Source organism: Streptomyces sp. NBC_01171, assembly GCF_045039805.1.
Classification (GTDB): domain Bacteria; phylum Actinomycetota; class Actinomycetes; order Streptomycetales; family Streptomycetaceae; genus Streptomyces.
The window spans coordinates 3,389,591-3,413,584 of record NZ_CP108609.1; the positions used below are offsets into that span (position 1 = coordinate 3,389,591).

A 23,994-nucleotide genomic window follows, 5' to 3' on the forward strand; every position below is an offset into this window, starting at 1 on the left:
GCGCGGTTCTTCGCGCGCGGAACCGGGACGGTCCGAGCCACGAGGGGGGAGGCTCGGACCGTCCGCACCGCCTTCAGTCCGCGGACTCGTTCAGGGCTCGCAGCACGTCGGCCACCAGGTCCTCGGCGTCCTCGGCCCCGACCGACATGCGGATGAATCCGTCCGGCACCGCGTCCCCGCCCCAGCGGCCGCGCCGCTCGGCCGTGGAGCGCACCCCGCCGAAGCTCGTCGCGTCCTCGACCAGCCGCAACGCCTCCAGGAAACGCTCGGCGCGCTCGCGCGTGGGCAGCGTGAAGGAGACCACGCAGCCGAAGCGGCGCATCTGCCGCGCGGCGACCTCGTGCGACGGGTCGTCGGGCAGCCCCGGATACCGCAGGCCGGAGACCTCGGGACGCTCGCGCAGCGCCTCGGCCACCGCGAGCGCCGTGGCGTTCTGCCGGTCGACGCGGAGCGGGAGCGTGGCGATCGAGCGGTGGGCGAGCCACGCCTCCATCGGGCCGGGGATGGCCCCGACGATCTTCCGCCAGCGGCGCACCGCGTCCATCGCCTCGCCCGCGCGGCCGACGACGTACCCCAGCAGAACGTCGCCGTGCCCGCTGAGCTGCTTGGTGCCGCTGGCCACGGCGAAGTCGGCGCCCAGCTCCAGCGGACGCTGCCCGAGCGGCGTGGCGAGGGTGTTGTCCACGGCCACCAGCGCGCCGCGGGCGTGGGCCTCCTTCACCAGCCGCCGGATGTCGCACACGTCGAGCCCCGGGTTGGACGGCGACTCGATCCACAGCAGCTTCGCCCCGTCGAGCGCGTCGAGCTGGGCGTCGCCTCCGGTGGGCGCGGTGCGCACCTCGATGCCGAACGCCTCGAGCTGGGCCCGGGCCAGGGGGAGCGCCTGGTAGCCGTCCGAGGGCAGCACCACCGTGTCGCCGGTCCTGAGCTGGGAGAAGAGGACCGCGGAGATGGCCGCCATGCCGGAGGCGAACACCAGCGTCTCGGCGTCGTCGGCGCCGGGCGCCTCCAGCTCGCCGATGGCCCGCTCCAGCAGGGTCCAGGTGGGGTTGCCGTCGCGGCCGTAGGAGTACGGGCCGCTCACCTCGCCGGGCAGGTGGAAGTGCGCGGCGAAGACCGGCCCCGGCAGGGTCGGCTCGTGCTTCACCGGCTCGGGGAGACCGGCGCGGACGGCGCGCGTGCCGTCGCCGGGGGAGTCCGGGTGCGCGGCAGTGTCGTTCATACGGGCCGTTCCTCCAGATGTTCGCGTACGGAGTCGAGCAGTCCGGCGCTCGCCGCCTCCACCATCTCAAGGCACTCCTCGAAGCCGTCGCGGCCACCGTAGTACGGGTCCGGTACGTCGAGGTCGGCGCCTGCCGCCGGGTCGTAGGAGCGCAGCAGGCGCACCTTGCGGGCGTCCTCCTCGGTGGGGGCGAGGCGGCGTAGGGCCTTGAGGTGGCCGGTGTCGAGGGCGATCACGAGGTCGAGCCGGCCGAACCAGGACGGCTGGAACTGCCGCGCGATGTGCTCGGTGCCGTAGCCGTGCTCATCGAGGACCGACACGGTGCGCGGGTCGGCGGCGTCGCCCTCGTGCCAGCCTCCGGTGCCGGCGCTGTCGGCCTCGATCAGACCGTCGAGACCAGCCTCGGCGACGCGCGCCCGGAAGACCGACTCGGCCATCGGGGAGCGGCAGATGTTGCCGGTGCACACGAAACAGACGCGGTAGGCCATGACCGGATCAGTCCTCGTCGGGCAGGACGAGGTTCAGCGCCCAGGAGACGATGGAGATGATCAGACCGCCGAGCACGGCCGTCCAGAACCCCTCCACGTGGAAACTCAGGTTGAGCTGCCCGCACACCCACGAGGTCAGCAGCAGCATCAGCGCGTTGACGATGAGGGTGATCAGGCCGAGGGTCAGGATGAACAGGGGGAAGGTGAGCACCTTCACCAGCGGCTTGACCAGAAGGTTCACCAACCCGAAGATCAGCGCGACCACGATCAGCGTGCCGACCTTCTTGCCCGTGCTGTCACCGGTGAGGGTGATCTTGTCGAGGAGCCACACGGCGACCGCGAGGGCGCCCGCGTTGGCGATCGTCTTGACTAGGAGATTCTTCATGTGTCTGATCGTTGCAGACCAGAACAGAGTGGGCGGCGCGGCAAGGGCGGACGACGGCGATGAAGGTATTCCGGCTGGACGATCTGGAGGCGGAGCGCGCCGCGAACGAGGGCGCCTACCTCCAGTTCCTGCGGGAGCGGAACATGTCGGTCGGTCTGTACGCGCTCGACGCCGGCTCCCACGACCCGCAGAAACCCCACCTCCAGGACGAGGTGTACTTCGTGGTCAGTGGCCGGGCCTCGGTCTCGGTCGGGCTGGAGACCACCGAGGTCGCGCGGGGCAGCGTGGTCTACGTGCCCGCGGGTGTGTCCCACAAGTTCCACCACATCAGCGAGGATCTGCGGGTCCTGGTGGTGTTCTCTCCCCCTGAGGGGTGAGGGTCGGGTCTCAGGGTTCCCTAGGGGATGGATCAGGGGACGACAAGGGGTGCGAGACCCCCACGGAGGCCCTCGCCGGCCCTAGCATCGAAGCGGGACATCGAGAACCGCTAGCGCAAAGGACGAGGCGATGCGAGAGATCTTCACGGGCTTGCCGTGGTGGGTGAAGTGGGTCGCGGTGCCGGTCATCGCGCTGGTGGTGTTCGGCGGCCTGATAGCGACCGTGGTCGGCTTCCTGATCGGGCTGCTGTTCAAGCTCCTGCTCTTCGTCGCCCTGGTCGGCGGACTCATCTACGTGGTGCGGAAGTTCACGGCGGGTTCCTCCTCGCGCGGCGACTGGTGACGCGCGGGGGCGACGGGGAGCGGTAACACGGAACGCCGGTTCCCTCGGGGGAGGGAAGTTTCCCCGGCAGGCCGTCCGCGCGCGGTGGTGGACGGTTAGAGTCCGGAACTCCCGTGGGGCCCCGAACCCCACGGGCGGCACGCACCCCACCCGTGTCCACCCCGCACGGGCCGCCCCCACCTCCGCGCTTCGGGAGTAACTCCTTGGCCACGGTCGACACCGCCCCGGCAGGACCCCACGCACCCCCGGCTCCGGCGCGGTCCTGCGCGCCCCCGATGCAGCGGCCACCCGCCGCCACCGCCCCCGACAAGCACTCCGCGACCCTCATCGGGTCAGTCCAGCGCGCGATGCGCCTGCTGGAGACGGTCGCCGCGCACGAGTACGGCGCCCCCGCCAAGCAACTGGCCCGCGAGACGGGCCTCGCGCTCCCCACGGCGTACCACCTGCTGCGCACCCTGGTACACGAGGGCTATCTGCGCCGGGACAAGGGGCGGTTCTTCCTCGGCGACGCGGCGGACCGGCTCAGTAGCAGCGGAGCGCAGCAGAAACGTCGCAGCACGGTGGCCGACACTCTCGCGCACTGGCGCGATCGGATCGGCACCCCGGTGTACTACGCGATGTACCGGGACGGCGAGATCGAGGTCATGTGCGTGGCCGACTCGCGGGAGACACCCGCGGTCGCGGAGTGGGCCGACTTCCGCGAGACGGGACACGCCCACGCCGTCGGGAAATGCCTGCTCTCCCAACTGGACGACGACGCCCGCCGCGACCACCTCGCGCGCTACCCGGTGCGCTCCCTCACCCCCTACACGGTCCGCGACAACGATGCCCTGCTCAGGCGGCTGGCCAGGACCCGGCGCATGGAACCGGTGGTGGAGCGGCAGGAGTACGCCCTTGGCGCGGTCTGTGCGGCGGTGCCGATCACTGTCGGTACAACCGCCGCGACGATGGCGATTTCGCTCCCGGCTCATCAGGAAGATCAACTGCCGCGCATGACAAGGAGGTTGCAGACGGAAATGGGCCGTCACATGGGCGCGCTGGCGCTCTCTATCAGCATCTGAAAACTCACTCCTTGTGATCTGCCATGTACGTTCAGCTAGATTTGACCCCAGTCAGGGATTAAACCCGGCCAGTCGATGTCTTATGACGGGGTAGGCGATGCGCGAGTCCGTACAGGCAGAAGTCATGATGAGCTTCCTCGTCTCGGAGGAGCTTTCCTTCCGAATTCCGGTGGAGTTGCGCTACGAGACGAGTGATCCCTATGCGGTGCGGCTCACCTTCCATCTGCCCGGTGACGCCCCGGTGACCTGGGTCTTCGGCCGGGAGTTGATGATCGACGGGGTCGGCCGGCCGTGCGGCGAGGGGGATGTGCACATCTCCCCCGTCGACTGCGAGGTGCTGGGCGAGGTGCTGATCCGGCTTCAGGTGGGTGGCGACCAGGCGCTGTTCCGCTCCTCGACGCCGCCGCTCGTGGCGTTCCTCGACCGCACCGACAAGCTGGTGCCGCTCGGGCAGGAGGGTGCGCTGGCCGACTTCGACACCCACCTCGACGAGGCGCTGGGCCGCATCCTGGCCGAGGAGCAGAGCGCGGGCTGAAGCGGCGGGGCCGAGGGGAGCCGAGCGCTCGACCGGGCTCCGGGAACCTTTGAAGAAACGCTTCTGCAAGGGTTCGGGGTCCGGCACCCCCCGGCGCCCCGCTCAGCGCTTCCGGCGCCGCCCCCGGCCGCCCGACGCCGCGACGGGCTGGGCGCCCGCCGGAGCCGCCGTACCGGCCGCGGGACGGTCGGCCGAGACGACCAGGGCGGCGAGCGCGGTGGTGACCGGTACCGAGGCGACCAGGCCGATCGAGCCGACCAGCGTGCGCACGATCTCCTCCGCGACCAGCTCGCTGGTGGCCACGGTGCCCACGCCGCTCTGCGCGATGGAGAACAGCAGCAGTAGAGGCAGCGCGGCGCCCGCGTAGGCGAGGACCAGGGTGTTGACGACGGATGCGATGTGGTCGCGGCCGATGCGGATTCCCGCCCGGTACAGCCCGCGCCAGCCCATCGAGGGGTTGGCCTCGTGCAGTTCCCACACGGCCGAGGTCTGGGTGACCGTCACATCGTCCAGCACGCCCAGCGAGCCGATGATGACGCCCGCGAGCAGCAGACCGCTCATGTCGATCGACGGGTAGAGCCCGTGGATCAGGCCGGTGTTGTCGTCCGTGTTGCCGGTGAGTGCGGCCCAGCCGATGAACTGCGAGCCGAGGACGCCGATCAGCAGCAGCGAGACCAGGGTGCCGAGCACCGCCACGGAGGTCCGGGCGGAGAGGCCGTGGCACATGTACAGGGCGATGAGCATGATCGCGCTCGACCCGACCACGGCCACCAGCAGCGGGTCCGAGCCCTGGAGCACCGCGGGCAGGATGAACAGGGTCAGCACCAGGAAGCTGACCGCCAGGGCCACCAGCGCCATGACGCCGCGCAGCCGGCCCACCACCACGACGGCGACCGCGAAGATCCCGGCGAGCAGTGCCATGGGGAACTTGCGGTCCAGATCGGTGACCGCGTACTGGAGCTCCTTCGGCGCCTTGGGCTCGTAGGCGACCACGACCTTGTCGCCCTGGTGCAACTGCCGGGTCTGGTCCGGCTGCACCAGCTCGGTGAAGGTACGGCCCCGGTCCTTGCCGGTGTCGACCCGGACCGTCGCCTTCCTGCAGGGGCCCTTCTTGTCCTCCTGGGTGGCCGGACCGGTGCCCGTGGCGGAGGGATCGCTGACGGGGGCCCGCCCGCCCGCGCCGCCCACCTGGCAGCTCACCGAGGTGACCTGGGTGACGGTGGCCTGTTGCGTCTGGCGGTCGAAGCCCACGCCGGTGCGCTGGTGCGGGGGCGCGCCTCCGGGCCACAGCACCACCAGACCCACGACGACGGCCGCGCTGAACGGGATCAGGATGGCCGCGATGACCTTGCGCAGATGCTGGGAGACCGGCGCGGCCGGGCCGTGACTGTGGGAGTGGCCGTGCCCGCCTCCCGAGCCGTGCCCGCCATGCCCGTGCCCGCCGTGCCCACGTCCACTCCCGTCGCCGGGACCTGGTCCGGAGCCGGGCCGGTGGGCCGGGCCGGGAGGAGGATAGGGAGGCTGCTGCGTCGTGGTCACGGCCCGATCATTGCAAGAACCGGGGAGGCCCACTGTTCATCCCGTCACATGGGGCGCTAGCGTGGAGGCACCTTTGCACACGCGGGAGCTCGGAGCACCGGGCTGAGAGGGCGCTGACCTCCGTCGTTGCGATGTTTCACGTGGAACGTGGTTCAACGGGAACATCTGCGGACGGGAATCGCTGCGTCGACCGCCGAACCTGTTACCGGGTAATGCCGGCGTAGGGAGTAGGTCTCATGACCAACAAGGACGCACGCACGCCTGCCTCCACACAGAACGCGACGAACAGCTCGTCGGGCGAGGAGGCCGGGAAGTCCATCGGCTGGCACAAGGCGTATGTCGCGGGTTCGCGCCCCGACCTGCGCGTGCCGGTCCGTCAGGTGCACCTCACCAACGGGCGGTCGGTCACGCTGTACGACACCTCCGGCCCGTACACCGATCCGGAAACCGACACCGATGTCCGCCGGGGGCTCGCCCCGTTGCGGGAGAACTGGATCGTCGCCCGTGGCGACACCGAGGAGTACGCGGGCCGTCCGGCCCGCCCCGAGGACGACGGGATCAAGCACACCTCGCCGCGTGGCGGGCTGCGCAACCTGGACGCCGTCTTTCCGGGACGGCCCCGCCAGCCCCGGCGGGGGCGCGCGGGCCGGGCGGTCACGCAGCTCGCGTACGCCCGCCAGGGGGAGATCACGCCCGAGATGGAGTTCGTGGCGCTCCGGGAGAACGTCGCTCCCGAGGTGGTCCGCGACGAGATCGCGGCGGGCCGCGCCGTGCTGCCCGCCAATGTGAACCACCCGGAGATCGAGCCGATGATCATCGGCAAGCGGTTCCTGGTGAAGGTCAACGCCAACATCGGCAATTCGGCGGTCACTTCCTCGATCGAGGAGGAGGTGGAGAAGATGACGTGGGCGACCCGCTGGGGCGCGGACACGGTCATGGACCTCTCCACCGGCCGCAACATCCACACCACCCGCGAATGGGTGCTGCGCAACTCCCCCGTGCCCATCGGCACCGTGCCGCTCTACCAGGCGCTGGAGAAGGTCGACGGCCGGGCCGAGGAGCTGACCTGGGAGATCTACAAGGACACGGTGATCGAGCAGGCCGAACAGGGCGTGGACTACATGACGGTGCACGCCGGTGTGCGGCTGCCGTACGTCCCGCTCACGGCGAACCGGAAGACCGGCATCGTCTCGCGCGGTGGCTCGATCATGGCCGCCTGGTGCCTGGCGCACCACAAGGAGTCGTTCCTGTACGAGAACTTCGAGGAGCTCTGCGAGATCCTCGCCGCCTACGACGTCACCTACTCGCTCGGTGACGGTCTGCGGCCCGGGTCGATCGCGGACGCCAACGACGAGGCGCAGTTCGCGGAGTTGCGCACGCTCGGAGAACTCAACCGGATCGCCAGGTGTTTCGATGTACAGACGATGATCGAGGGCCCCGGTCACGTCCCGATGCACAAGATCAAAGAGAACATCGACCTTCAGCAGGAGATCTGCGATGAAGCTCCGTTCTACACGCTCGGCCCGCTGACCACCGACGTCGCACCGGCCTACGACCACATCACCTCCGGTATCGGCGCCGCGATGATCGCCTGGTGGGGCACGGCGATGCTCTGCTACGTCACGCCCAAGGAGCACCTGGGCCTGCCGAACCGGGACGACGTCAAGACCGGCGTCATCACCTACAAGATCGCCGCCCATGCGGCCGACCTCGCCAAGGGGCACCCCGGCGCCCAGGAGTGGGACGACGCGCTCTCGGACGCCCGCTTCGAGTTCCGGTGGGAGGACCAGTTCAACCTCGCCCTGGACCCGGACACGGCACGGGAGTTCCACGACGAGACGCTGCCGGCGGAACCCGCCAAGACGGCCCACTTCTGCTCCATGTGCGGGCCGAAGTTCTGCAGCATGAAGATCTCGCAGGACATCCGGCGCGAACACGGCGGCAACCGGGCCGAGATCGAGGAGGGCATGGCGAGGAAGTCCCTGGAGTTCGCGGCCAAGGGCAACCGGGTCTACCTGCCGATCGCGGACGACCGGTCCTAGAGGGTGCCTCGTTGATCAGTCATGGTCAACGAGACGCCCCCTAGCCGGACCGGGCACCGGCCGGGCTGCTAGTCCGGCTGGTGTTCCGGGCCGCCGAAGTCCGGGCTCGAGTAGTCCGGGCTGCTGAAGCGGGGCCGGTCGGTGGCCGTGCCGTCGTCGGGGCTGGTGAAGCCGGGGCGGCCGTAGCCCAGGCGCGGCATCCGGCTCGGGCCGGGGGCCGGCAGGGGCTGGGCGGCGGGGGCGCCGGGCTGGGCGAGGGCGTCCCGGAGGAAGGGCAGGATGCCGCGTTCCAGCAGGGCGTCCCGCCACTCCTCCTGTGCCCTCGCCACCGCCTCGCGGGCCTCCGCCTGGGCGGCGGCCTCGGCGGAGGAGCTGTTGCGCAGCGCGGTGAGCAGCAGCGCCACCCCGGCGGCCAGGATCGCCGCCGCCGTCACGGCGCCGAAGACCCAGCCGACGGTGACCATGGTCCGGCCGAACTGCTGGCCGGGGGCGACCATCCGCAGGATGTAGCCGACCAGCAGGAAGATCACGGCGGCCGTCCCCGCGAGCACGGGGGCGAGGACGGCGACCATCGCGCTGGCGCCCGCACCGGCGGCCTCGGCCGTCTCACCTAGGGCGGCGGCGAGCCCGAGGGCGCCCGACTCCGCCTCCGCCGGGGCGGTTTCGGTGACGGCCGTCTCGGCGGCCGGTGCCGGATGGCGCAGTTCCTCGCGGGCCTTGACGTAGTGCTGGTACTCGGCGGCGGCGGCCGCCGTGATGAGAGCCGTGGCGCTGAGCGCCATCGTGCGCAACTGCTCGGGGTTGAGCCGCTGTCCGACGGCGGACAGCTCCGGGTGTTCGGGTGCGGAGCGCAGCGCCTCATCGAGGAGCCGCTCGAATTCCCGGCGGTCCTCGCTCAGCAGGTGCTGCGGAACGCTGTTCATGTGCATCCCCCGATGCTCCGTAGGGCTTGGGGCTCGCATGGGGACGAGCCGTCGGGCAGAAACGGAGGGGAGCCTGCTACGGATAAGCCGATGGTAGAGCTGTCATACCGCACGGAGACAGGGGGTTGCCGGAAATTGCGGCGATGCCCGATGCCGGTTCCGCGCCGTCCCGGTCCGGTGCCGGGCGGCGCGGTGAAGGGTCAGGCGCCCAGCGGGAGTTGCTGGACCAGCAGCTTTCCGGCCATGGTCACGCCGCCGTCCATGGCGATGGCGAGGCCGTCGGCGTAGACGTGCGGACCCTCGACGTGGGGCTCGCCCCGCTCCTCGCCCTCCTCGGAACCGACCTGGCCGAGCAGGTAGGGGATCGGGCTGTGGCCGTGAACGACCCGGGAGCCGCCGTACGTATCCAGGAGGGACCGCACGGCGTCGGCGCCGCCCTCGTCGCGAAAGGAGAAGCGCTTGGTGAACTTGCGGAACAGGTCCCAGACCTCGTCCGCGTCGTTGCGGGTCAGCGCCTCGCGGACGGTGTCGTTGACCGCCTCGATCGAGTCACCGTAGTCGAGGTAGGCGGTGGTGTCGGAGTGGAGCAGCAGATGGCCGTCGACCTCCTCGACCGCGTCGAGCCGGGCCATCCACTGCAGGTGGTGGTCCTGGAGACGGTCCATGTCGGTCTTCTGGCCGCCGTTGAGCAGCCAGGCCGCCTGGAAGGTGGCGGTGCCCGCGCCGGAGTTGACCGGGGTGTCGCCGAACCGCTTGGCGCCCAGCAGCAGCAGCTCGTGGTTGCCCATGAGCGCCTTGCAGTAGCCGCCGGCCGCCGCGGCCTCGGCGGACAGCCGCATCACGAGATCGATGACGCCGATGCCGTCCGGGCCCCGGTCGGTGAAGTCGCCGAGGAACCACAGCCGGGCGGTGCCCGCGCACCACTGGCCGTCCTCGTCGACCAGGCCCTTCTCCCGCAGCGCGCTCAGCAGCTCCTCGATGTAGCCGTGGACGTCGCCCACGACGAACAGCGGGCCAGGACCTGCTTCGGGCTGCGGCGCCGGGGCGGGAGCGGGCTCGACGGGCGGCGGAAGGGTGTCGCCGCGCTGGATGACCGGCAGGTCGCGCTCGGTCGGGGTGTACCCGTCGGGGTGCTCCTCCTCGTGCGGAGGGACGACGTCACCGGGGTGCACGTCGGCGTACGGACCGGTCTCATGGACGTACGCGGGCACCCGGAAGTCGCGCAACGTCGCCGTACGCTCCGTCTCGGGTCCCAGACCGGCCCCCTGAGTCATCAGACCCCTCCACCATCGCGCCGAAGCTGCACCGCTTCGGACTGCCTGGTCGCAGCGGCCCGCGGTGTCGTGCGCCCATCATAGGAATGCGCGTCGCGCCATGTGATGACCCAGGGGTGGTGAATCACGGTGAGGTCCCTGATCACGGGGGCTTTCGTCCCGATTGGGCAGGAGTCCGGCCGGTTGCCCGCTCGGGATCGGGGGCCCGCCGGGCGGTCGTCCGCCCCGGTTCGACGAGGCGCGGCAGACCCCCGCCACGCCTCGCGGACCCCTCCGACCCCCCTCGGGCCGGTTTCCGTCAGTCCCGCTCCGGCGCCCGCGGCGGGCTGACCGTGGTGCGCGGCGGGCGGCGCTGGGAGGAGGTGCGCACGATCAGTTCCGTCGGTATCACCTGCTCGACCGGCTGGTCCGACTCGACCCCCTCGATGGCGTCGATGAGGAGCTGCACGACCGCCGTGCCGATGCGGCGCGGCTTCAGCGAGAGCGTGGTGATGGGCGGCTCGGTGGTCGCGTACACGGTGGACTCGCTGCAGCAGACCAGCAGCAGGTCTTCCGGGACGCGCAGGCCGTAGCGCCGGGCGGCTGCGAGCAGGTCCGTGCCGTTGGGGTCGAAGAGGCCGTAGACGGCGTCCGGGCGGTCGGGGCGGGCGAGCAGCCGGTCGGCGGCGACGGCGCCCGCGCACGGGTCGTGCGCGGGGTACGCCTCGTAGACCGGGTCCTGGCCGACCCGCTCGCACCAGCGCAGGTAGGCGGTGGTGGACAGGTGTGTGTACGTGTCCGTCGTGGTGCCGGTGAGCAGGCCGATGCGGCGGGCTCCGGCGGCGGCGAGGTGGTCGAGGATGCCGAGGACGGCGGCCTCGTGGTCGTTGTCGACCCAGGCGGTGACCGGGAGGGAGCCGGCCGGGCGGCCGTCGGAGACGACCGGTAAACCCTGCCGGACCAGTTCGCTGACGACCGGGTCCTGGTCGGAGGGGTCGATGACGACCGTGCCGTCCAGCGCGACGTTGGACCACACGTCGTGCCGGGAGGTCGCGGGCAGGATGACGAGGGCGTACCCGCGGGCGAGCGCGGCGGAGGTGGCGGCCCGCGCCATCTCGGCGAAGTACGCGAACTCCGTGAAGGTGAAAGGTTCATCCCCGTACGTCGTCACGGTCAGGCCGATCAGGCCGGACTTGCCGGTACGGAGGGTGCGGGCGGCGGCCGAGGGCCGGTAGCCCAGTCGGTCCGCGACCTCGCGGACATGGCGGCGGGTGGCATCCGGGAGCCGCCCCTTGCCGTTGAGGGCGTCGGAGACGGTCGTGATGGAGACCCCGGCGGCGGCGGCCACGTCTCTGATGCCGGCCCGTCCCGGCCGGCTGCCCCGCCGGGAGGTTTCCGCGCGGCTCACCTGGTGCTTCCCTGCTGCTGTCATGGCGAGCCGATAGTAGGGCTCTTGTGGTGGGGTAGGGCGGACGCATATGCATGCGTTGACAGGCACGTTTCTGCATGGTCGTCAGGCTCCAACCGCCTTTGAAAGCAAGTCAGTTGGCCGGTCCGATGGCAGGACGTGTCTTGTCGACGCGCGTGGGCCTGCCAAGTGCCCCATGTTTCGAAGAGGTCTCAACTCACCTTCACGGGGGATGCGCGCTACGGCGCGAGCCACCGGCGCATGGACAAATGCGCGGTGCGCCCCCTAAAGCGCAGCCAGTCGCCCGGCGCGGCCCAGGACGCCCCGGCGTCGTGGAAGGGCGGCGCACCGGTACGCAAGCGAGCCGAATCCTCATAAGGTGAGGAGCATTGGATGCCGGCGGCGTCGACGGTCCGCCGGTGGTCGCGAGGAGGACTGCGGTGAGCGAGACGAGCCCCAAGCTGCGCGCCGAGCTGGAGGGTATCCCCACCTACAAGCCGGGCAGGCCCGCCTCGGCCGACGGTCCGGCCGCCTACAAGCTGTCCTCCAACGAGAACCCCTATCCCCCGCTGCCCGGTGTCATGGAGCGGGTCGCGGCGGCCCTCGCCGAGTTCAACCGCTACCCCGACATGGCGTGCGGCGGCCTGATGGCCGAGCTGGCGGAGCGTTTCGGCGTCCCGGTCTCGCACCTGGCCACGGGCACCGGCTCGGTCGGTGTGGCCCAGCAGTTGGTGCAGGCGACCAGCGGACCGGGCGACGAGGTGATCTACGCCTGGCGCTCCTTCGAGGCGTACCCGATCATCACGCGGATCAGCGGCGCCACGCCCGTGCAGGTGCCGCTCACGCCGGGCGATGTGCACGACCTGGACGCGATGGCGGACGCGATCACCGAGCGGACCCGGCTGATCTTCGTCTGCAACCCCAACAACCCGACCGGCACCGTGGTGCGGCGGGCCGAGCTGGAACGGTTCCTCGACCGGGTGCCGAAGGACGTGCTGGTGGTGCTGGACGAGGCGTACCGGGAGTTCATCCGCGACCCCGAGGTGCCCGACGGTGTCGAGCTGTACCGGGAGCGGCCGAACGTCTGCGTGCTGCGCACCTTCTCCAAGGCGTACGGGCTGGCCGGGCTGCGGGTCGGTTTCGCCATCGCGCACGAGCCGGTGGCGGCCGCGCTGCGCAAGACGGCGGTGCCGTTCGGCGTCAGCCATGTCGCGCAGGAGGCGGCGATCGCCTCGCTCCAGGCCGAGGACGCGCTGCTGGGCCGGGTCGGCTCGCTGGTGTGCGAGCGCGCCCGGGTGGTCGACGCACTGCGCGCGCAGGGCTGGACGGTGCCGGAGACGCAGGCCAACTTCGTGTGGCTGCGGCTGGGGGAGCGGACCATGGAGTTCGCGGCGGCGTGCGAGGACCACGGGGTGGTGGTGCGGCCGTTCGCCGGCGAGGGCGTGCGGGTGACGGTCGGGGAGACCGAGGCGAACGACCTGTTCCTGAAGGCGGCGGAGGCGTTCCGCCGCGAGGTGGCGGGCTGACGCCGGCCTCCCGTCGATGAGCTGAAGGGCCCCGCCGTCCGGTGGGGTCCTTCGTCGTAGGGCCCCCCTTTCGGCTGCCGAATGCGTGTGCGCCATAATGGCTTGTGAATGTGAACGCTTTCACAAGCTCCGACCGGATTGCTCCATATGTGGGGGGCATAAGCGGCGAAGGCCGCACCGGAACGGCGAAGTAAGGAGGGGTGACGACGTGGAACTGGCGCTGGCGCCGGAGACCCTGGCGCGCTGGCAGTTCGGCATCACCACCGTCTATCACTTTCTGTTCGTCCCTCTGACGATCTCCCTGGCCGCGCTCACGGCCGGGCTCCAGACGGCCTGGGTGCGCACGGAGAAGGAGGTCTACCTCAGGGCCACCAAGTTCTGGGGCAAGCTCTTCCTGATCAACATCGCGATGGGCGTGGTCACCGGCATCGTGCAGGAGTTCCAGTTCGGCATGAACTGGTCGGAGTACTCGCGCTTCGTCGGGGACATCTTCGGCGCCCCGCTGGCCTTCGAGGCGCTGATCGCCTTCTTCTTCGAGTCGACCTTCATCGGGCTGTGGATCTTCGGCTGGGACAAGCTGCCGAAGAAGATCCACCTGGCCTGCATATGGATGGTCTCGCTCGGCACGATCCTCTCGGCGTACTTCATCCTCGCGGCCAACTCCTGGATGCAGCACCCCGTCGGCTTCCGGATCAACAAGGAGCGGGGGCGCGCCGAACTGACCGACTTCTGGGCCGTGCTGTCCCAGAACACCGCGCTCAGCCAGGCGTTCCACACCCTGTCCGCGGCCTTCCTGACCGGCGGCGCCTTCATGGTGGGCCTGGCCGCCTACCACCTGGCCCGGCGCCGGCACATCAAGGTGATGCGGACCTCGCTGCGGCTCGGCCTGGTCACCGTGGTGATCGCCGGCCTGCTCACCGCCATCAGCGGCGACACGCTCGGCAAGGTGATGTTCAAGCAGCAGCCGATGAAGATGGCCGCCGCCGAGGCCCTGTGGGACGGTCAGAAGCCCGCGCCCTTCTCGGTGTTCGCCTACGGCGACGTGGACAAGGGCCACAACACCGTCGCCATCGAGGTGCCGGGCCTGCTGTCCTTCCTCGCCAACGACGACTTCACCTCGTACGTCCCCGGCATCAACGACGTCAACAAGGCCGAGCAGCAGAAGTTCGGGCCCGGCGACTACCGGCCCAACATCCCGGTCGCCTACTGGGGCTTCCGCTGGATGATCGGGTTCGGCATGGCCTCCTTCACCCTCGGGGCGCTCGGGCTCTGGCTGACCCGGAAGAAGTTCCTGCTGCCCCAGCACCTGCGCACCGGCGACGACGAGGTGCCGCATCTGGTGCTGTTCGGGAAACGGACGCTGGGCCCGAAGCTCACCCCCTGGTTCTGGCGCGTGGCCACCTGGACGATGGCCTTCCCGCTGATCGCCAACTCCTGGGGCTGGATCTTCACCGAGATGGGCCGCCAGCCCTGGGTCGTCTACGGCCTTTTCCAGACCCGCCAGGCGGTCTCCCCCGGTGTCTCCCAGACCGAGGTCGCCATCTCGATGGCCGTCTTCACCGCGCTGTACGCGATCCTCGCGGTCATCGAGGTCCGGCTGCTGGTCAAGTACGCCAAGGCCGGGCCCCCGGAGCTGACCGAGGCCGACCTCAACCCGCCCACGAAGATCGGCGGCGACCACCACGACGCCGACCGGCCGATGGCCTTCTCGTACTAGCGCTGGGGGAACAGCCATGGAACTGCATGACGTCTGGTTCGTACTCATAGCCGTGCTGTGGACCGGCTACTTCTTCCTGGAGGGGTTCGACTTCGGGGTCGGTGTCCTGACCCGGCTGCTCGCCCGGAACCGGCCCGAGCGGCGGGTGCTGATCAACACGATCGGCCCGGTCTGGGACGGCAACGAGGTGTGGCTGCTCTCCGCGGGCGGTGCGACCTTCGCCGCCTTCCCGGAGTGGTACGCCACCCTGTTCTCCGGCTTCTATCTGCCGCTGCTGCTCATCCTGGTCTGCCTGATCGTGCGGGGCGTGGGCTTCGAGTACCGGGCCAAGCGGCCCGAGGAGAACTGGCAGCGCAACTGGGAGTGGGCGATCTTCTGGTCCTCGCTGATCCCGGCGTTCCTGTGGGGCGTGGCCTTCGGGAACATCGTGCGGGGCGTGCGGATCGACCGGAACTTCGAGTACGTCGGCGGTCTGGTCGACCTGTTCAACCCCTACGCCCTGCTCGGCGGCGCGGTGACGCTCACCCTGTTCACCTTCCACGGGACGGTGTTCACGGCGCTCAAGACCGTCGGCGACATCCGGGCGCGGGCCCGGACGCTGGCGCTGCGCCTCGGCCCGGTGACCGTCGTCCTGGCGCTCGGCTTCCTGGTCTGGACGCAGTTCCACAGCGGGGACGGCGCGAGCCTGGTCGCCCTCGTGGTGGCGGCCGTCGCCCTGGTCGGCGCGCTGGGTGCCATCTGGCGGGTGCGGGAGGGATGGGCGTTCGCACTGTCCGGGGTGACCATCGCGGCCGCCGTGGCGATGCTCTTCCTGTCGCTCTTCCCGAACGTGATGCCGTCCACCCTCGACGCGGACTGGAGCCTGACGGTCACCAACGCCTCGTCGAGCCCGTACACCTTGAAGATCATGACCTGGTGCGCCGGCATCGCCGCCCCGCTGGTCATGCTCTACCAGGGCTGGACGTACTGGGTGTTCCGCAAGCGCATCGGTACCCAGCACATCGCCGAAGCCGCACACTGACCGTCCCAAGGGTATGTTTCACGTGAAACACACTCTCGGGACTGAAGGACACGTTTCACGTGAAACCGATCGATCCCCGCCTTCTGCGCTACGCCCGTGCCACGCGCTTCTTCCTCGTGGCGGTCGTCCTCCTGGGCGGGCTCGGTGCTTGCCTGGTCATCGCTCAGGCCATGCTGATCGCCGAAGTCGTGGTCGGAGCCTTCCAGCAGGGCAAGTCGGCAAGTGACCTGGTCACGCCGCTGGCCCTGCTGGCCGGTGTGGCCTGCGGGCGGGCGCTGGTCTCCTGGCTCACCGAGCTGGCGGCGCACAAGGCCAGCGCGGCCGTGAAGTCCGAGCTGCGGGAGCGGCTGGTCGAGCGTGCCGCCGTGCTGGGTCCCGGCTGGCTGAGCGGCCAGCGCACCGGCTCGCTGGTCACCCTGGCCACGCGCGGGGTCGACGCCCTGGACGACTACTTCTCCCGGTACCTCCCGCAGATGGGGCTCGCCCTGGTCGTCCCGGTGGCGGTGCTGGCGCGGATCGTCACCGAGGACTGGGTCTCGGCGGCGATCATTGTCGCCACCCTCCCCCTCATCCCGGTCTTCATGATGCTGATCGGCTGGGCCACCCAGTCCCGGATGGACCGGCAGTGGTCGCTGCTGTCCCGGCTCTCCGGTCACTTCCTGGACGTGGTCGCGGGGCTGCCCACCCTGAAGGTGTTCGGCCGGGCCAAGGCGCAGGCCGAGTCCATCCGGAAGATCACCGGCGAGTACCGCCGGGCCACGATGCGGACCCTGCGGATCGCCTTCCTCTCCTCCTTCGCCCTGGAGCTGCTGGCCACGCTCTCCGTCGCGCTGGTCGCCGTCACCATCGGCATGCGGCTGGTGCACGGCGGGATGGACCTCTACATCGGCCTGGTCATCCTGATCCTGGCCCCGGAGGCGTACCTCCCGCTGCGCCAGGTGGGCGCGCAGTACCACGCGGCGGCGGAGGGGCTGGCGGCCGCCGAGGAGATCTTCGCCGTGCTGGAGACGCCGGTCCCGGCCACCGGCACCGCGCCCGTCCCGGCCGGCTCCATGGCCTTCGACTCCGTGACGGTCCGCTACCCCGGCCGCTCGGCGGACGCCGTCACCGATGTGTCCTTCTCGGTGGCACCCGGCGAGACCGTGGCTCTGATCGGGCCGAGCGGCGCGGGCAAGTCCACTCTGCTCAGCGTGCTCCTCGGCTTCGTCCGGCCCACCGAGGGCCAGGTGCTTATCGGCGGCGCCGACCTCGCCGACCTCGACCTGGAGGAGTGGCGCTCCAAGATCGCCTGGGTGCCGCAGCGGCCGCACCTGTACGCCGGGACCATCGCGGAGAACGTACGCCTGGCCCGCCCCGACGCGGACGACGCCGCCGTACGCCGGGCGCTGGCGGACGCCGGTGCACAGGAATTCGTGGACGCGCTCCCCGCGGGCGCCGACACCGTGCTCGGTGAGGACGGGGCCGGGCTCTCCGCAGGTCAGCGGCAGCGGCTCGCCCTGGCCCGCGCCTTCCTCGCCGACCGGCCGGTGCTGCTGCTGGACGAGCCCACCGCCGCGCTGGACGGCGCGACCGAGGCCGACGTCGTCGCGGCGGTACGACGCCTCTCCGTCGGCCGCACGGTCCTGCTCGTCGTGCACCGGCCCGCCCTGCTGGAGGTCGCGGACCGGGTCGTGCGGCTGGAGCTGGCCGAGCCGGCCGCCGCTCCCGAGCCGGTCATGGCCGAGCTCGCCGCCACCACGCTCGACGCGCATGTGCCCGAGCCCGCCGGCGGCGAAGCCTTCTTCCCCGAGCCGGACGACACCGACGACGACCGGGACGAGCCCGCGCCCGAGGAGGCGACGGCCCGTGAGCGCGGCATCCTGGCTCGCGTCCGCTCCGTGGCCGCCGCCCGGCGCGGACGGCTCCTCTTCGCCCTGCTGCTCGGCAGCCTCGCCCTCGGCTGCGCCGTCGGTCTGATGGCGACCTCCGGCTGGCTGATCTCCCGCGCCTCCCAGCAGCCGCCGGTGCTGTATCTGCTGGTCGCGGTGACGGCCACCCGGTTCTTCGGCATCGGCCGCGCGGTCTTCCGGTACAGCGAGCGGCTGGTGTCGCACGACGCCGTGCTGCGTATGCTCGCCGACACCCGCGTCGCCGTCTACAAGCGGCTCGAGCGGCTGGCCCCGGCCGGGCTGCGCGGCACCCGGCGCGGCGATCTGCTCAGCCGGCTCGTCGCCGACGTGGACGCCTTCCAGGACTACTGGCTGCGCTGGCTGCTGCCCACCGGTGTGGCGGTCGTCGTCTCCGCCGCCTCGGTCGGCTTCACCGCCTGGCTGCTCCCCGAGGCGGGAGCCGCGCTCGCCGTCGGCCTGCTGCTGGCCGGTGTCGGCGTCCCGCTGATCACGGCGGCCGTGGCCCGGCGCACCGAACGACGGCTGGCGCCCGCCCGGGGTGTGCTGGCCACCCGCGTCACCGACCTGCTCACCGGCACCGCCGAGCTGACCGTCGCCGGGGCGCTGCCCTCGCGTACGGCGGCCACGCGGAAGGCCGACGGCACCCTCACCCGGATCGCGTCCCGCGCGGCCGGGGTCACCGCGCTCGGTGACGGCCTGACCGCGTTGATCTCGGGCCTGACCGTCACCGTCGCCGCACTGCTCGGCGCGCAGGCGGCGGCCGCGGGCCGCATCCACGGCGTGCTGGTGGCCGTGGTCGTCCTCACCCCGCTGGCCGCCTTCGAGGCCGTGCTCGGCCTCCCGCTGGCCGTCCGCTACCGGCAGCGGGTCGCCCGCAGCGCCGAGCGGGTCTACGAGGTGCTGGACGCCCCGGTGCCGGTCCACGAGCCCGAGCAGCCGCGCGAGGCCCCCGCCTCGCCGTTCCCGCTCGTGGTGAAGGACCTGACCGCCCGCTACGAGGACCAGCACCGGGACGCGCTCCACGGGCTCGACCTCACGCTGGACCGGGGCCGCCGGATCGCCGTGGTCGGCCCCTCGGGCTCCGGCAAGACCACCCTCGCCCAGGTGCTGCTCCGCTTCCTGGACCCCGGCTCGGGCGCGTACACACTGGCGGGGGTGCCGGCGGAGGAGATGGACGGCGACGAGGTACGGCGGCTGGTCGGGTTGTGCGCCCAGGACGCCCACCTCTTCGACAGCACCGTCCGGGAGAACCTGCTGCTCGCCCGGAAGGACGCGACCGAGGCCGAGCTGCGGGACGTCCTGCTGCGGGCGAGGCTGCTGGACTGGGTGGACGGACTCCCCGAGGGCCTGGACACACACGTCGGCGAGCACGGCGCCCGGCTGTCCGGCGGCCAGCGGCAGCGGCTGGCGCTGGCCCGCGCGCTGCTCGCGGACTTCCCGGTGCTGGTGCTGGACGAGCCCGCCGAGCACCTCGACCTGCCCACTGCGGACGCCCTCACCGACGACCTGCTGGCCGCGACCGAGGGCCGCACCACGCTGCTGATCACGCACCGGCTCGCCGGTCTCGCGGCCGTCGACGAGGTGCTCGTCCTGGACGCGGGCCGCGTGGCGCAGCGCGGCCCCTACGCCGAGCTGCTCGCCGTGGACGGCCCGCTGGCCGCGATGGCCCGCCGAGAGGCCGAGGCGGAGGCCCTCGTCGTGCTGTGACCGGCGGGTCCGGTCAGACTCGTCCGGCGAGAAGCTCCTCGATCACGCGGGCCACGCCGTCCTCGTTGTTGGCGTGGGTGCGGCCGGTGGCGGCGGCCAGGGTGTCGGGGTGGGCGTTGCCCATGGCGTACGAGCGGCCGGCCCAGGTCAGCATCTCGATGTCGTTCGGCATGTCGCCGAAGGCGACGACCTCCTCGTGCGAGATGCCGCGCTCGGCACAGCACAGGGCCAGGGTGCTGGCCTTGGAGACGCCGGGTCCGCTCAGTTCCAGCAGCGCGCTGGGGCTGGACCGGGTGACGTTGGCGTGGCCGCCGATGGCGATCCGGGCCAGGGTGAGGAAGGCGTCCGGGTCGAGCTCCGGGTGGTGGGCCAGGATCTTCAGCACCGGCTGGCTCGCCGCGACCCCGTCCGGGGCGAGGAGTTCCTCGGCGGGCCGCAGGGTGTCCGGGATCTCCATGTGCAGCTTGGGATAGGCGGGCTCCTGGTGGAAGCCGTAGGTCTGCTCCACCGCGAACAGGGTGCCGGGGGCCGCTTCGCGCAGCAGTTGGACGGCCTTCAGGGCGTTTTCCCTGGCCAGCTCGCGCACCTTCACGAAGCGGTGGGCGCCGGGTCCGCCGTGCAGGTCGACCACGGCGGCGCCGTTGCCGCAGATCGCCAGGCCGTGGCCGTGCACGTGCTCGCTGACGACGTCCATCCAGCGGGCCGGGCGGCCGGTGACGAAGAAGACCTCGACGCCCGCCTCCTCGGCCGCGGCCAGCGCGGCGACGGTCCGCGGGGAGACGGTCTGGTCGTCGCGCAGCAGGGTGCCGTCGAGGTCGGTGGCGATCAGGCGCGGCGGCGGGAGAGAGGCCCCTCCTCGTCCGGACGGGGCCGACGGCTGTTCGGAGGCCGGGGTCCCCGGCCGTCTGGTCGCTGAGGTCACCCGGCCATTCTCGCGCATATGCGCGCACGATCGTGCGCCACTGAGCCCAGATGAGGTCAAGTACACGTCAGATGCGTTCAGGATCGTGTCCCGGGCGGCCATCCGGGCGTCGTAGGCTCGTCGGCATGGCCCTTCGTCTCAGTACCGTGATCCTCCCCGTCGACCGCTGGAGCGAGGGGGGCAGGGCGAAATGGCAGCGGGCCGAGGAACTCGGGTTCCACGCCGCCTACACCTACGACCATCTGTCGTGGCGGTCGTTCCGGGACGGGCCGTGGTTCGGGGCGCTGCCGACGCTGACGGCCGCCGCGGGGGGGACCGAGCGGCTGCGGCTGGGGACACTGGTGACCTCGCCGAACTTCCGGCACCCGGTGACGCTGGCCAAGGAACTGATCTCCCTGGACGACATCTCCGGCGGCCGGGTCACCCTGGGCATCGGCGCGGGCGGCTCCGGGTTCGACGCGACGGCGCTCGGACAGGACGCGTGGTCGCCGCGTGAGCGGGCCGACCGGTTCGCGGAGTTCGTGACGCTGCTGGACCGGCTGCTGACCGAGGACGCGGTGTCGTACACGGGCGACCACTACTCGGCGCACGAGGCCCGCAACATTCCGGGCTGCGCGCAGGAGCCCCGGCTGCCGTTCGCGGTGGCGGCGACGGGCCCGCGCGGGCTGCGGCTGGCCGCGCGGTACGGGCAGGCGTGGGTGACCACGGGCGACCCGAAGCTGTTCGAGACCGGCACGCCGGAGCAGTCGGTGCTGGCGGTGGAGCGGCAGATCGGCCGGCTCACCGAGGCGTGCGCGGAGATCGGCCGGGACGTGGCCGGCCTGGACAAGATCATGCTGACCGGGTTCACCCCGGACCGTGCCCGTCCGCTGGAGTCCGTCGACGCGTTCGTGGACTTCGCCGGCCGGTACGCGGCACTGGGCATCACCGAAATGGTGATCCACTGGCCCATCGCGGACTCGGACTTCGCGGCCGACCAGGCCGTCTTCGAGAAGATCGCCATCGAGGCCGTCGCCCAGCTCGGCTGAGCGGCCGGGGACCTCAGCGCGGTTCGGAGAACCGCAGATAGCGCGGCGGGACGGCGTCGGTCAGCCAGACGCCGTTCGCGCTGACGTGGAAGACATGGCCGTCGCGGTGCATGGCGCCCGCGTCCACGGTGAGGACCACGGGCCGGCCACGGCGGGCGCCCACCCGGGTCGCGGTCTCGCGGTCGGCCGAGAGATGGACGTCGTGCCGGTTCATGGCGCGCAGCCCCTCGGCGCGGATCGCGTCCAGGCTGCGGGCGACGGTGCCGTGGTACAGGTACGGCGGCGGGGTGGCCGGGGGCAGGCCGAGCGCCACCTCGACGCTGTGGCCCTGGCTGGCGCGGATTCTGCCGCCCTCCACGGCGAAGCGCCGCTTGTCGTTGACGGCCACGACATGGTCCAGCTCGGCTCGGCTGATGGGGAAGCCATGGGCGGCCGCGGCGGCGAGCAGGGTGTCGATCTCCACCCAGCCGGCCGGGTCCAGGGTGAGTCCGATGCGCTCGGGCTGGTGCCGCAGGTGCTTCGAGAGGTACTTGGACACCTTTACGGTGCGTCTGTCGTCCATCACTTCTGATGTACCCATTTCTACCGTTTCTCTCATGTGATGCTTGTCGTATCTCCCTCTCTTCGGGCTGCCCCGCGTTTTCGGCCCGTTTTCCGCGTCTCTCCAGCCTCTTGGAGAGACGCGGATCACGCATCCCATTTACGCAGGCAGGTTTGATCCACAGCCAATGCCCGTTATCCACAGCCTTTTTGACGATTCTGTGGACAACCGGCGCCCGTTTCAGGCAGGTTGATCAACTTCGGGGCTGTTCACGGCAGATGGAGCGCCCCTCGGCGGACCCCCGGCTCACAACTTCGGCTCCACCCGCGCCACTTTGCGCAGCGCCCCCGGCAGAAGCCGCGACAGCAGGTACGCCCCCCGCGCCTCGGGAGTCACCGGCACCACGGCCCGGTTCTCCGCCACCGCGTCCAGAATCGCCCTGGCGACCTTCTCCGGCGCGTAGTTGCGCTTCCCGTACAGCCGGGACGACCGCTCCTGACGCCGCCGCGCCTCGGTCTCGTCCACCCCTGTGAAGCGCGTCGTCGACGTGATGTTGGTGTTGACGATGCCCGGGCAGATGGCCGTAACTCCGATGTCCCGTCCGGCCAGTTCGGCGCGTAGGCATTCCGACAGCATCAGCACCGCCGCCTTCGACGTGCTGTACGCCGGAAGCGCCCGTGAGGGCTGGAAGGCCGCCGCAGAAGCGATGTTGACGATGTGGCCGCCCTGCCCCCGCTCCGCCATGCGGGCCCCGAAGAGACGGCAACCGTGGATCACACCCCACAAGTTGACGTCCAGCACCTTGCGCCAGTCGTCCGGCGTCGTGGTGAAGAAGGAGCCGGAGATGCCGATGCCCGCGTTGTTGACCAGCAGGTCCACCACGCCGTACTCGCGGTGTACGCGCTCGGCCAGCTTCTCCATGGCCTGCTCGTCCGAGACGTCCACCGTCTCCGACCAGGCGCCCGACGCGCCGGCCGCCAGGGCCAGTTCGGCGGTACGGGCAGCCGTCGCGGCGTCCCGGTCGACCGCCACCACCCGCGCCCCCGCCTCCGCGAGAGCCAGCGCCGTCGCGCGTCCGATGCCGCTTCCCGCACCCGTGACCAGCGCCAACTGCCCGCCGAAGCGGTCGGCATGGCGCCCGCCACCCCGAGACGGCTCCGGCTCACCCTGCTCCACGGAGGTCACGAACTCCTCGATCCACCGCGCCAGTTGGTCGGGCCGGGTGCGCGGCACCCAGTGCTTGGCCGGGAGCGTGCGCCGGGTCAGCCGGGGCACCCACTGCTCCAGGTCGTCGTAGAGCCGCTCCGAGAGGAACGCGTCGCCCTGCGGGGTGATGAGCTGCACCGGCACGTGCGCGACGGCGTCCGGGCGGGGGTGGCGCAGCCGGGGGCGGACGTTGTCCCGGTAGAGCCAGGCGCCGTGGGCCGCGTCCGAGGGCAGCGAGGCCGTCGGATAGTCGCCGGCCGGGACCTTCTCCGCCCGCTCCAGCAGCTTCGGCCACCGTTTGCCCAGCGGCCCGCGCCAGGCCAGCTCCGGCAGCACCGGCGTGTGCAGCAGGTACACGTACCAGGACTTGGCGCCCTGGCCGAGGAGCTGGCCCACCCGGCGCGGGGTCGGGCGTTTCAGGCGGGCGTCGATCCAGTGGCCGAAGTGGTCCAGCGAGGGGCCCGACATGGAGGTGAACGAGGCGATGCGGCCCCGTGTCCGTCCGACCGTCACGAACTCCCAGGACTGCACCGAACCCCAGTCGTGCCCGACCAGGTGCACCGGCCGGGCCGGGCTCACCGCGTCGGCCACCGCGAGGAAGTCGTCCGTCAGCTTGGCCAGGGTGAAACCGCCGCGCAGCGGCTTGGGCGCGGTGGAGCGGCCGTGGCCCCGCACGTCGTAGAGCACCACGTGGAAGTCGTCCGCCAGGCGGGCGGCCACCTCGGACCAGACCTCCTTGCTGTCCGGGTAGCCGTGCACCAGCACGACGGTGGGGCGCTCGGGATCGCCCAGTTCGGCCACGCACAGCTCGATCCCGCCGGTGCGCACCCGCCGTTCACGCGCGTCCTTCAGCGTCACTTG

20 protein-coding genes and 1 riboswitch are annotated in these 23,994 nt (G+C 71.3%); of the genes, 10 read left to right on the plus strand and 10 right to left on the minus strand.

The window, feature by feature from the left end; all coding sequences use genetic code 11:
* Positions 1-73 precede the first annotated feature (73 nt).
* From OG448_RS15655 to OG448_RS15665, 3 genes are read right to left on the minus strand one after another with little or no spacing between them, the layout of a single operon-like run.
* Entirely contained in the window at positions 74-1,222 is a 1,149-nt protein-coding gene (locus tag OG448_RS15655) for a cystathionine gamma-lyase (RefSeq protein WP_405554435.1), read from the minus strand.
* On the minus strand, positions 1,219-1,710 hold the full coding sequence (locus OG448_RS15660; RefSeq protein ID WP_405554437.1) for a low molecular weight protein-tyrosine-phosphatase: 492 nt from the start codon (positions 1,708-1,710) through the stop codon (positions 1,219-1,221). Before OG448_RS15660 ends, OG448_RS15655 begins: the two co-directional genes overlap by 4 nt.
* Before the next feature lie 7 nt (positions 1,711-1,717).
* Positions 1,718-2,095: a phage holin family protein gene (locus OG448_RS15665; protein ID WP_405554438.1), complete on the minus strand. Its 378-nt coding sequence runs from the start codon at positions 2,093-2,095 to the stop codon at positions 1,718-1,720.
* Positions 2,096-2,154: 59 nt separating this feature from the next.
* On the opposite strand from OG448_RS15665, the gene OG448_RS15670 reads away from it, so the two are divergent.
* The 4 genes from OG448_RS15670 to OG448_RS15685 all read left to right on the plus strand — a co-directional run bounded on the left by OG448_RS15670 (position 2,155) and on the right by OG448_RS15685 (position 4,411).
* A complete protein-coding gene (locus OG448_RS15670) occupies positions 2,155-2,472 on the plus strand; it encodes a cupin domain-containing protein (RefSeq protein ID WP_030806129.1) in 318 nt (105 codons plus the stop codon).
* 130 nt (positions 2,473-2,602) lie between these two features.
* Positions 2,603-2,815 carry a DUF5326 family protein gene (locus OG448_RS15675; RefSeq protein WP_030806132.1) on the plus strand — a complete coding sequence of 71 codons (213 nt, stop codon included), beginning with the start codon at positions 2,603-2,605 and terminating at the stop codon, positions 2,813-2,815.
* A 203-nt stretch (positions 2,816-3,018) separates the two neighbouring features.
* Positions 3,019-3,876 (plus strand): IclR family transcriptional regulator, encoded by an 858-nt coding sequence (locus OG448_RS15680; RefSeq protein WP_405554439.1) that lies wholly within the window; start codon positions 3,019-3,021, stop codon positions 3,874-3,876.
* 97 nt (positions 3,877-3,973) lie between these two features.
* Positions 3,974-4,411, plus strand: a complete 438-nt coding sequence (locus tag OG448_RS15685; RefSeq protein ID WP_030806138.1) for an SsgA family sporulation/cell division regulator — start codon at positions 3,974-3,976, stop codon at positions 4,409-4,411.
* A 102-nt stretch (positions 4,412-4,513) separates the two neighbouring features.
* Here the strand turns inward: OG448_RS15685 and OG448_RS15690 are convergent, their stop codons facing one another.
* Positions 4,514-5,950, minus strand: a complete 1,437-nt coding sequence (locus tag OG448_RS15690) for a YibE/F family protein (RefSeq protein ID WP_405554441.1) — start codon at positions 5,948-5,950, stop codon at positions 4,514-4,516.
* 71 nt (positions 5,951-6,021) lie between these two features.
* A riboswitch (TPP riboswitch) is annotated at positions 6,022-6,194 on the plus strand.
* On the opposite strand from OG448_RS15690, the gene thiC reads away from it, so the two are divergent.
* Complete coding sequence (gene thiC / locus OG448_RS15695; protein WP_405554443.1) at positions 6,187-7,992, plus strand: phosphomethylpyrimidine synthase ThiC; 1,806 nt, start codon at positions 6,187-6,189, stop codon at positions 7,990-7,992. (Overlaps the previous riboswitch by 8 nt.)
* Before the next feature lie 68 nt (positions 7,993-8,060).
* Here the strand turns inward: thiC and OG448_RS15700 are convergent, their stop codons facing one another.
* The 3 genes from OG448_RS15700 to OG448_RS15710 all read right to left on the minus strand — a co-directional run bounded on the left by OG448_RS15700 (position 8,061) and on the right by OG448_RS15710 (position 11,600).
* A complete protein-coding gene (locus tag OG448_RS15700) occupies positions 8,061-8,921 on the minus strand; it encodes a hypothetical protein (protein ID WP_405554445.1) in 861 nt (286 codons plus the stop codon).
* A 194-nt stretch (positions 8,922-9,115) separates the two neighbouring features.
* A complete protein-coding gene (locus OG448_RS15705) occupies positions 9,116-10,189 on the minus strand; it encodes a metallophosphoesterase (RefSeq protein WP_405554447.1) in 1,074 nt (357 codons plus the stop codon).
* Positions 10,190-10,487: 298 nt separating this feature from the next.
* Positions 10,488-11,600: a LacI family DNA-binding transcriptional regulator gene (locus OG448_RS15710; protein WP_130337776.1), complete on the minus strand. Its 1,113-nt coding sequence runs from the start codon at positions 11,598-11,600 to the stop codon at positions 10,488-10,490.
* Between the two features lie 416 nt (positions 11,601-12,016).
* Between OG448_RS15710 and hisC the strand changes: the two genes are divergently transcribed.
* The 4 genes from hisC (at position 12,017) to cydD (ending at position 19,436) form a co-directional block, all read left to right on the plus strand.
* Positions 12,017-13,102 (plus strand): histidinol-phosphate transaminase, encoded by a 1,086-nt coding sequence (gene hisC / locus OG448_RS15715; RefSeq protein ID WP_405554449.1) that lies wholly within the window; start codon positions 12,017-12,019, stop codon positions 13,100-13,102.
* 208 nt (positions 13,103-13,310) lie between these two features.
* Positions 13,311-14,819 carry a cytochrome ubiquinol oxidase subunit I gene (locus OG448_RS15720; RefSeq protein WP_405554451.1) on the plus strand — a complete coding sequence of 503 codons (1,509 nt, stop codon included), beginning with the start codon at positions 13,311-13,313 and terminating at the stop codon, positions 14,817-14,819.
* Between the two features lie 16 nt (positions 14,820-14,835).
* A complete protein-coding gene (gene cydB, locus OG448_RS15725) occupies positions 14,836-15,840 on the plus strand; it encodes a cytochrome d ubiquinol oxidase subunit II (RefSeq protein ID WP_405554453.1) in 1,005 nt (334 codons plus the stop codon).
* Between the two features lie 59 nt (positions 15,841-15,899).
* The gene (cydD, locus tag OG448_RS15730; protein WP_405554454.1) at positions 15,900-19,436 is read left to right on the plus strand and encodes a thiol reductant ABC exporter subunit CydD; all 3,537 of its coding nucleotides are present in this window, start codon (positions 15,900-15,902) and stop codon (positions 19,434-19,436) included.
* Positions 19,437-19,449: 13 nt separating this feature from the next.
* Here the strand turns inward: cydD and OG448_RS15735 are convergent, their stop codons facing one another.
* A complete protein-coding gene (locus OG448_RS15735) occupies positions 19,450-20,376 on the minus strand; it encodes an HAD family hydrolase (protein ID WP_405554456.1) in 927 nt (308 codons plus the stop codon).
* Positions 20,377-20,483: 107 nt separating this feature from the next.
* Here OG448_RS15735 and OG448_RS15740 point away from each other — a divergent pair, with 107 nt between their 5' ends.
* Positions 20,484-21,386, plus strand: a complete 903-nt coding sequence (locus OG448_RS15740) for an LLM class flavin-dependent oxidoreductase (protein ID WP_405554458.1) — start codon at positions 20,484-20,486, stop codon at positions 21,384-21,386.
* A 13-nt stretch (positions 21,387-21,399) separates the two neighbouring features.
* Here OG448_RS15740 and OG448_RS15745 read toward each other — a convergent pair whose 3' ends face one another.
* Together OG448_RS15745 and OG448_RS15750 are read right to left on the minus strand one after the other, a co-directional pair.
* Positions 21,400-21,948: an RNA 2'-phosphotransferase gene (locus OG448_RS15745; protein ID WP_405554460.1), complete on the minus strand. Its 549-nt coding sequence runs from the start codon at positions 21,946-21,948 to the stop codon at positions 21,400-21,402.
* A 285-nt stretch (positions 21,949-22,233) separates the two neighbouring features.
* Positions 22,234-23,991, minus strand: coding sequence for an SDR family oxidoreductase (locus OG448_RS15750; protein ID WP_405554462.1), 1,758 nt, complete (start codon positions 23,989-23,991; stop codon positions 22,234-22,236).
* Positions 23,992-23,994: the final 3 nt, after the last annotated feature.

What these genes read in the sequence shown, in the direction of transcription:
- OG448_RS15655 (WP_405554435.1), bottom strand. Translation starts at nt 1,222, where the DNA reads ATGAACGACACTGCCGCGCACCCGGACTCCCCCGGCGACGGCACGCGC.
- OG448_RS15660 (WP_405554437.1), bottom strand. Translation starts at nt 1,710, where the DNA reads ATGGCCTACCGCGTCTGTTTCGTGTGCACCGGCAACATCTGCCGCTCC.
- OG448_RS15665 (WP_405554438.1), bottom strand. Translation starts at nt 2,095, where the DNA reads ATGAAGAATCTCCTAGTCAAGACGATCGCCAACGCGGGCGCCCTCGCG.
- OG448_RS15670 (WP_030806129.1), top strand. Translation starts at nt 2,155, where the DNA reads ATGAAGGTATTCCGGCTGGACGATCTGGAGGCGGAGCGCGCCGCGAAC.
- OG448_RS15675 (WP_030806132.1), top strand. Translation starts at nt 2,603, where the DNA reads ATGCGAGAGATCTTCACGGGCTTGCCGTGGTGGGTGAAGTGGGTCGCG.
- OG448_RS15685 (WP_030806138.1), top strand. Translation starts at nt 3,974, where the DNA reads ATGCGCGAGTCCGTACAGGCAGAAGTCATGATGAGCTTCCTCGTCTCG.
- thiC (WP_405554443.1), top strand. Translation starts at nt 6,187, where the DNA reads ATGACCAACAAGGACGCACGCACGCCTGCCTCCACACAGAACGCGACG.
- OG448_RS15700 (WP_405554445.1), bottom strand. Translation starts at nt 8,921, where the DNA reads ATGCACATGAACAGCGTTCCGCAGCACCTGCTGAGCGAGGACCGCCGG.
- OG448_RS15705 (WP_405554447.1), bottom strand. Translation starts at nt 10,189, where the DNA reads ATGACTCAGGGGGCCGGTCTGGGACCCGAGACGGAGCGTACGGCGACG.
- OG448_RS15710 (WP_130337776.1), bottom strand. Translation starts at nt 11,600, where the DNA reads ATGACAGCAGCAGGGAAGCACCAGGTGAGCCGCGCGGAAACCTCCCGG.
- cydB (WP_405554453.1), top strand. Translation starts at nt 14,836, where the DNA reads ATGGAACTGCATGACGTCTGGTTCGTACTCATAGCCGTGCTGTGGACC.
- OG448_RS15735 (WP_405554456.1), bottom strand. Translation starts at nt 20,376, where the DNA reads ATGCGCGAGAATGGCCGGGTGACCTCAGCGACCAGACGGCCGGGGACC.
- OG448_RS15740 (WP_405554458.1), top strand. Translation starts at nt 20,484, where the DNA reads ATGGCCCTTCGTCTCAGTACCGTGATCCTCCCCGTCGACCGCTGGAGC.
- OG448_RS15745 (WP_405554460.1), bottom strand. Translation starts at nt 21,948, where the DNA reads ATGGACGACAGACGCACCGTAAAGGTGTCCAAGTACCTCTCGAAGCAC.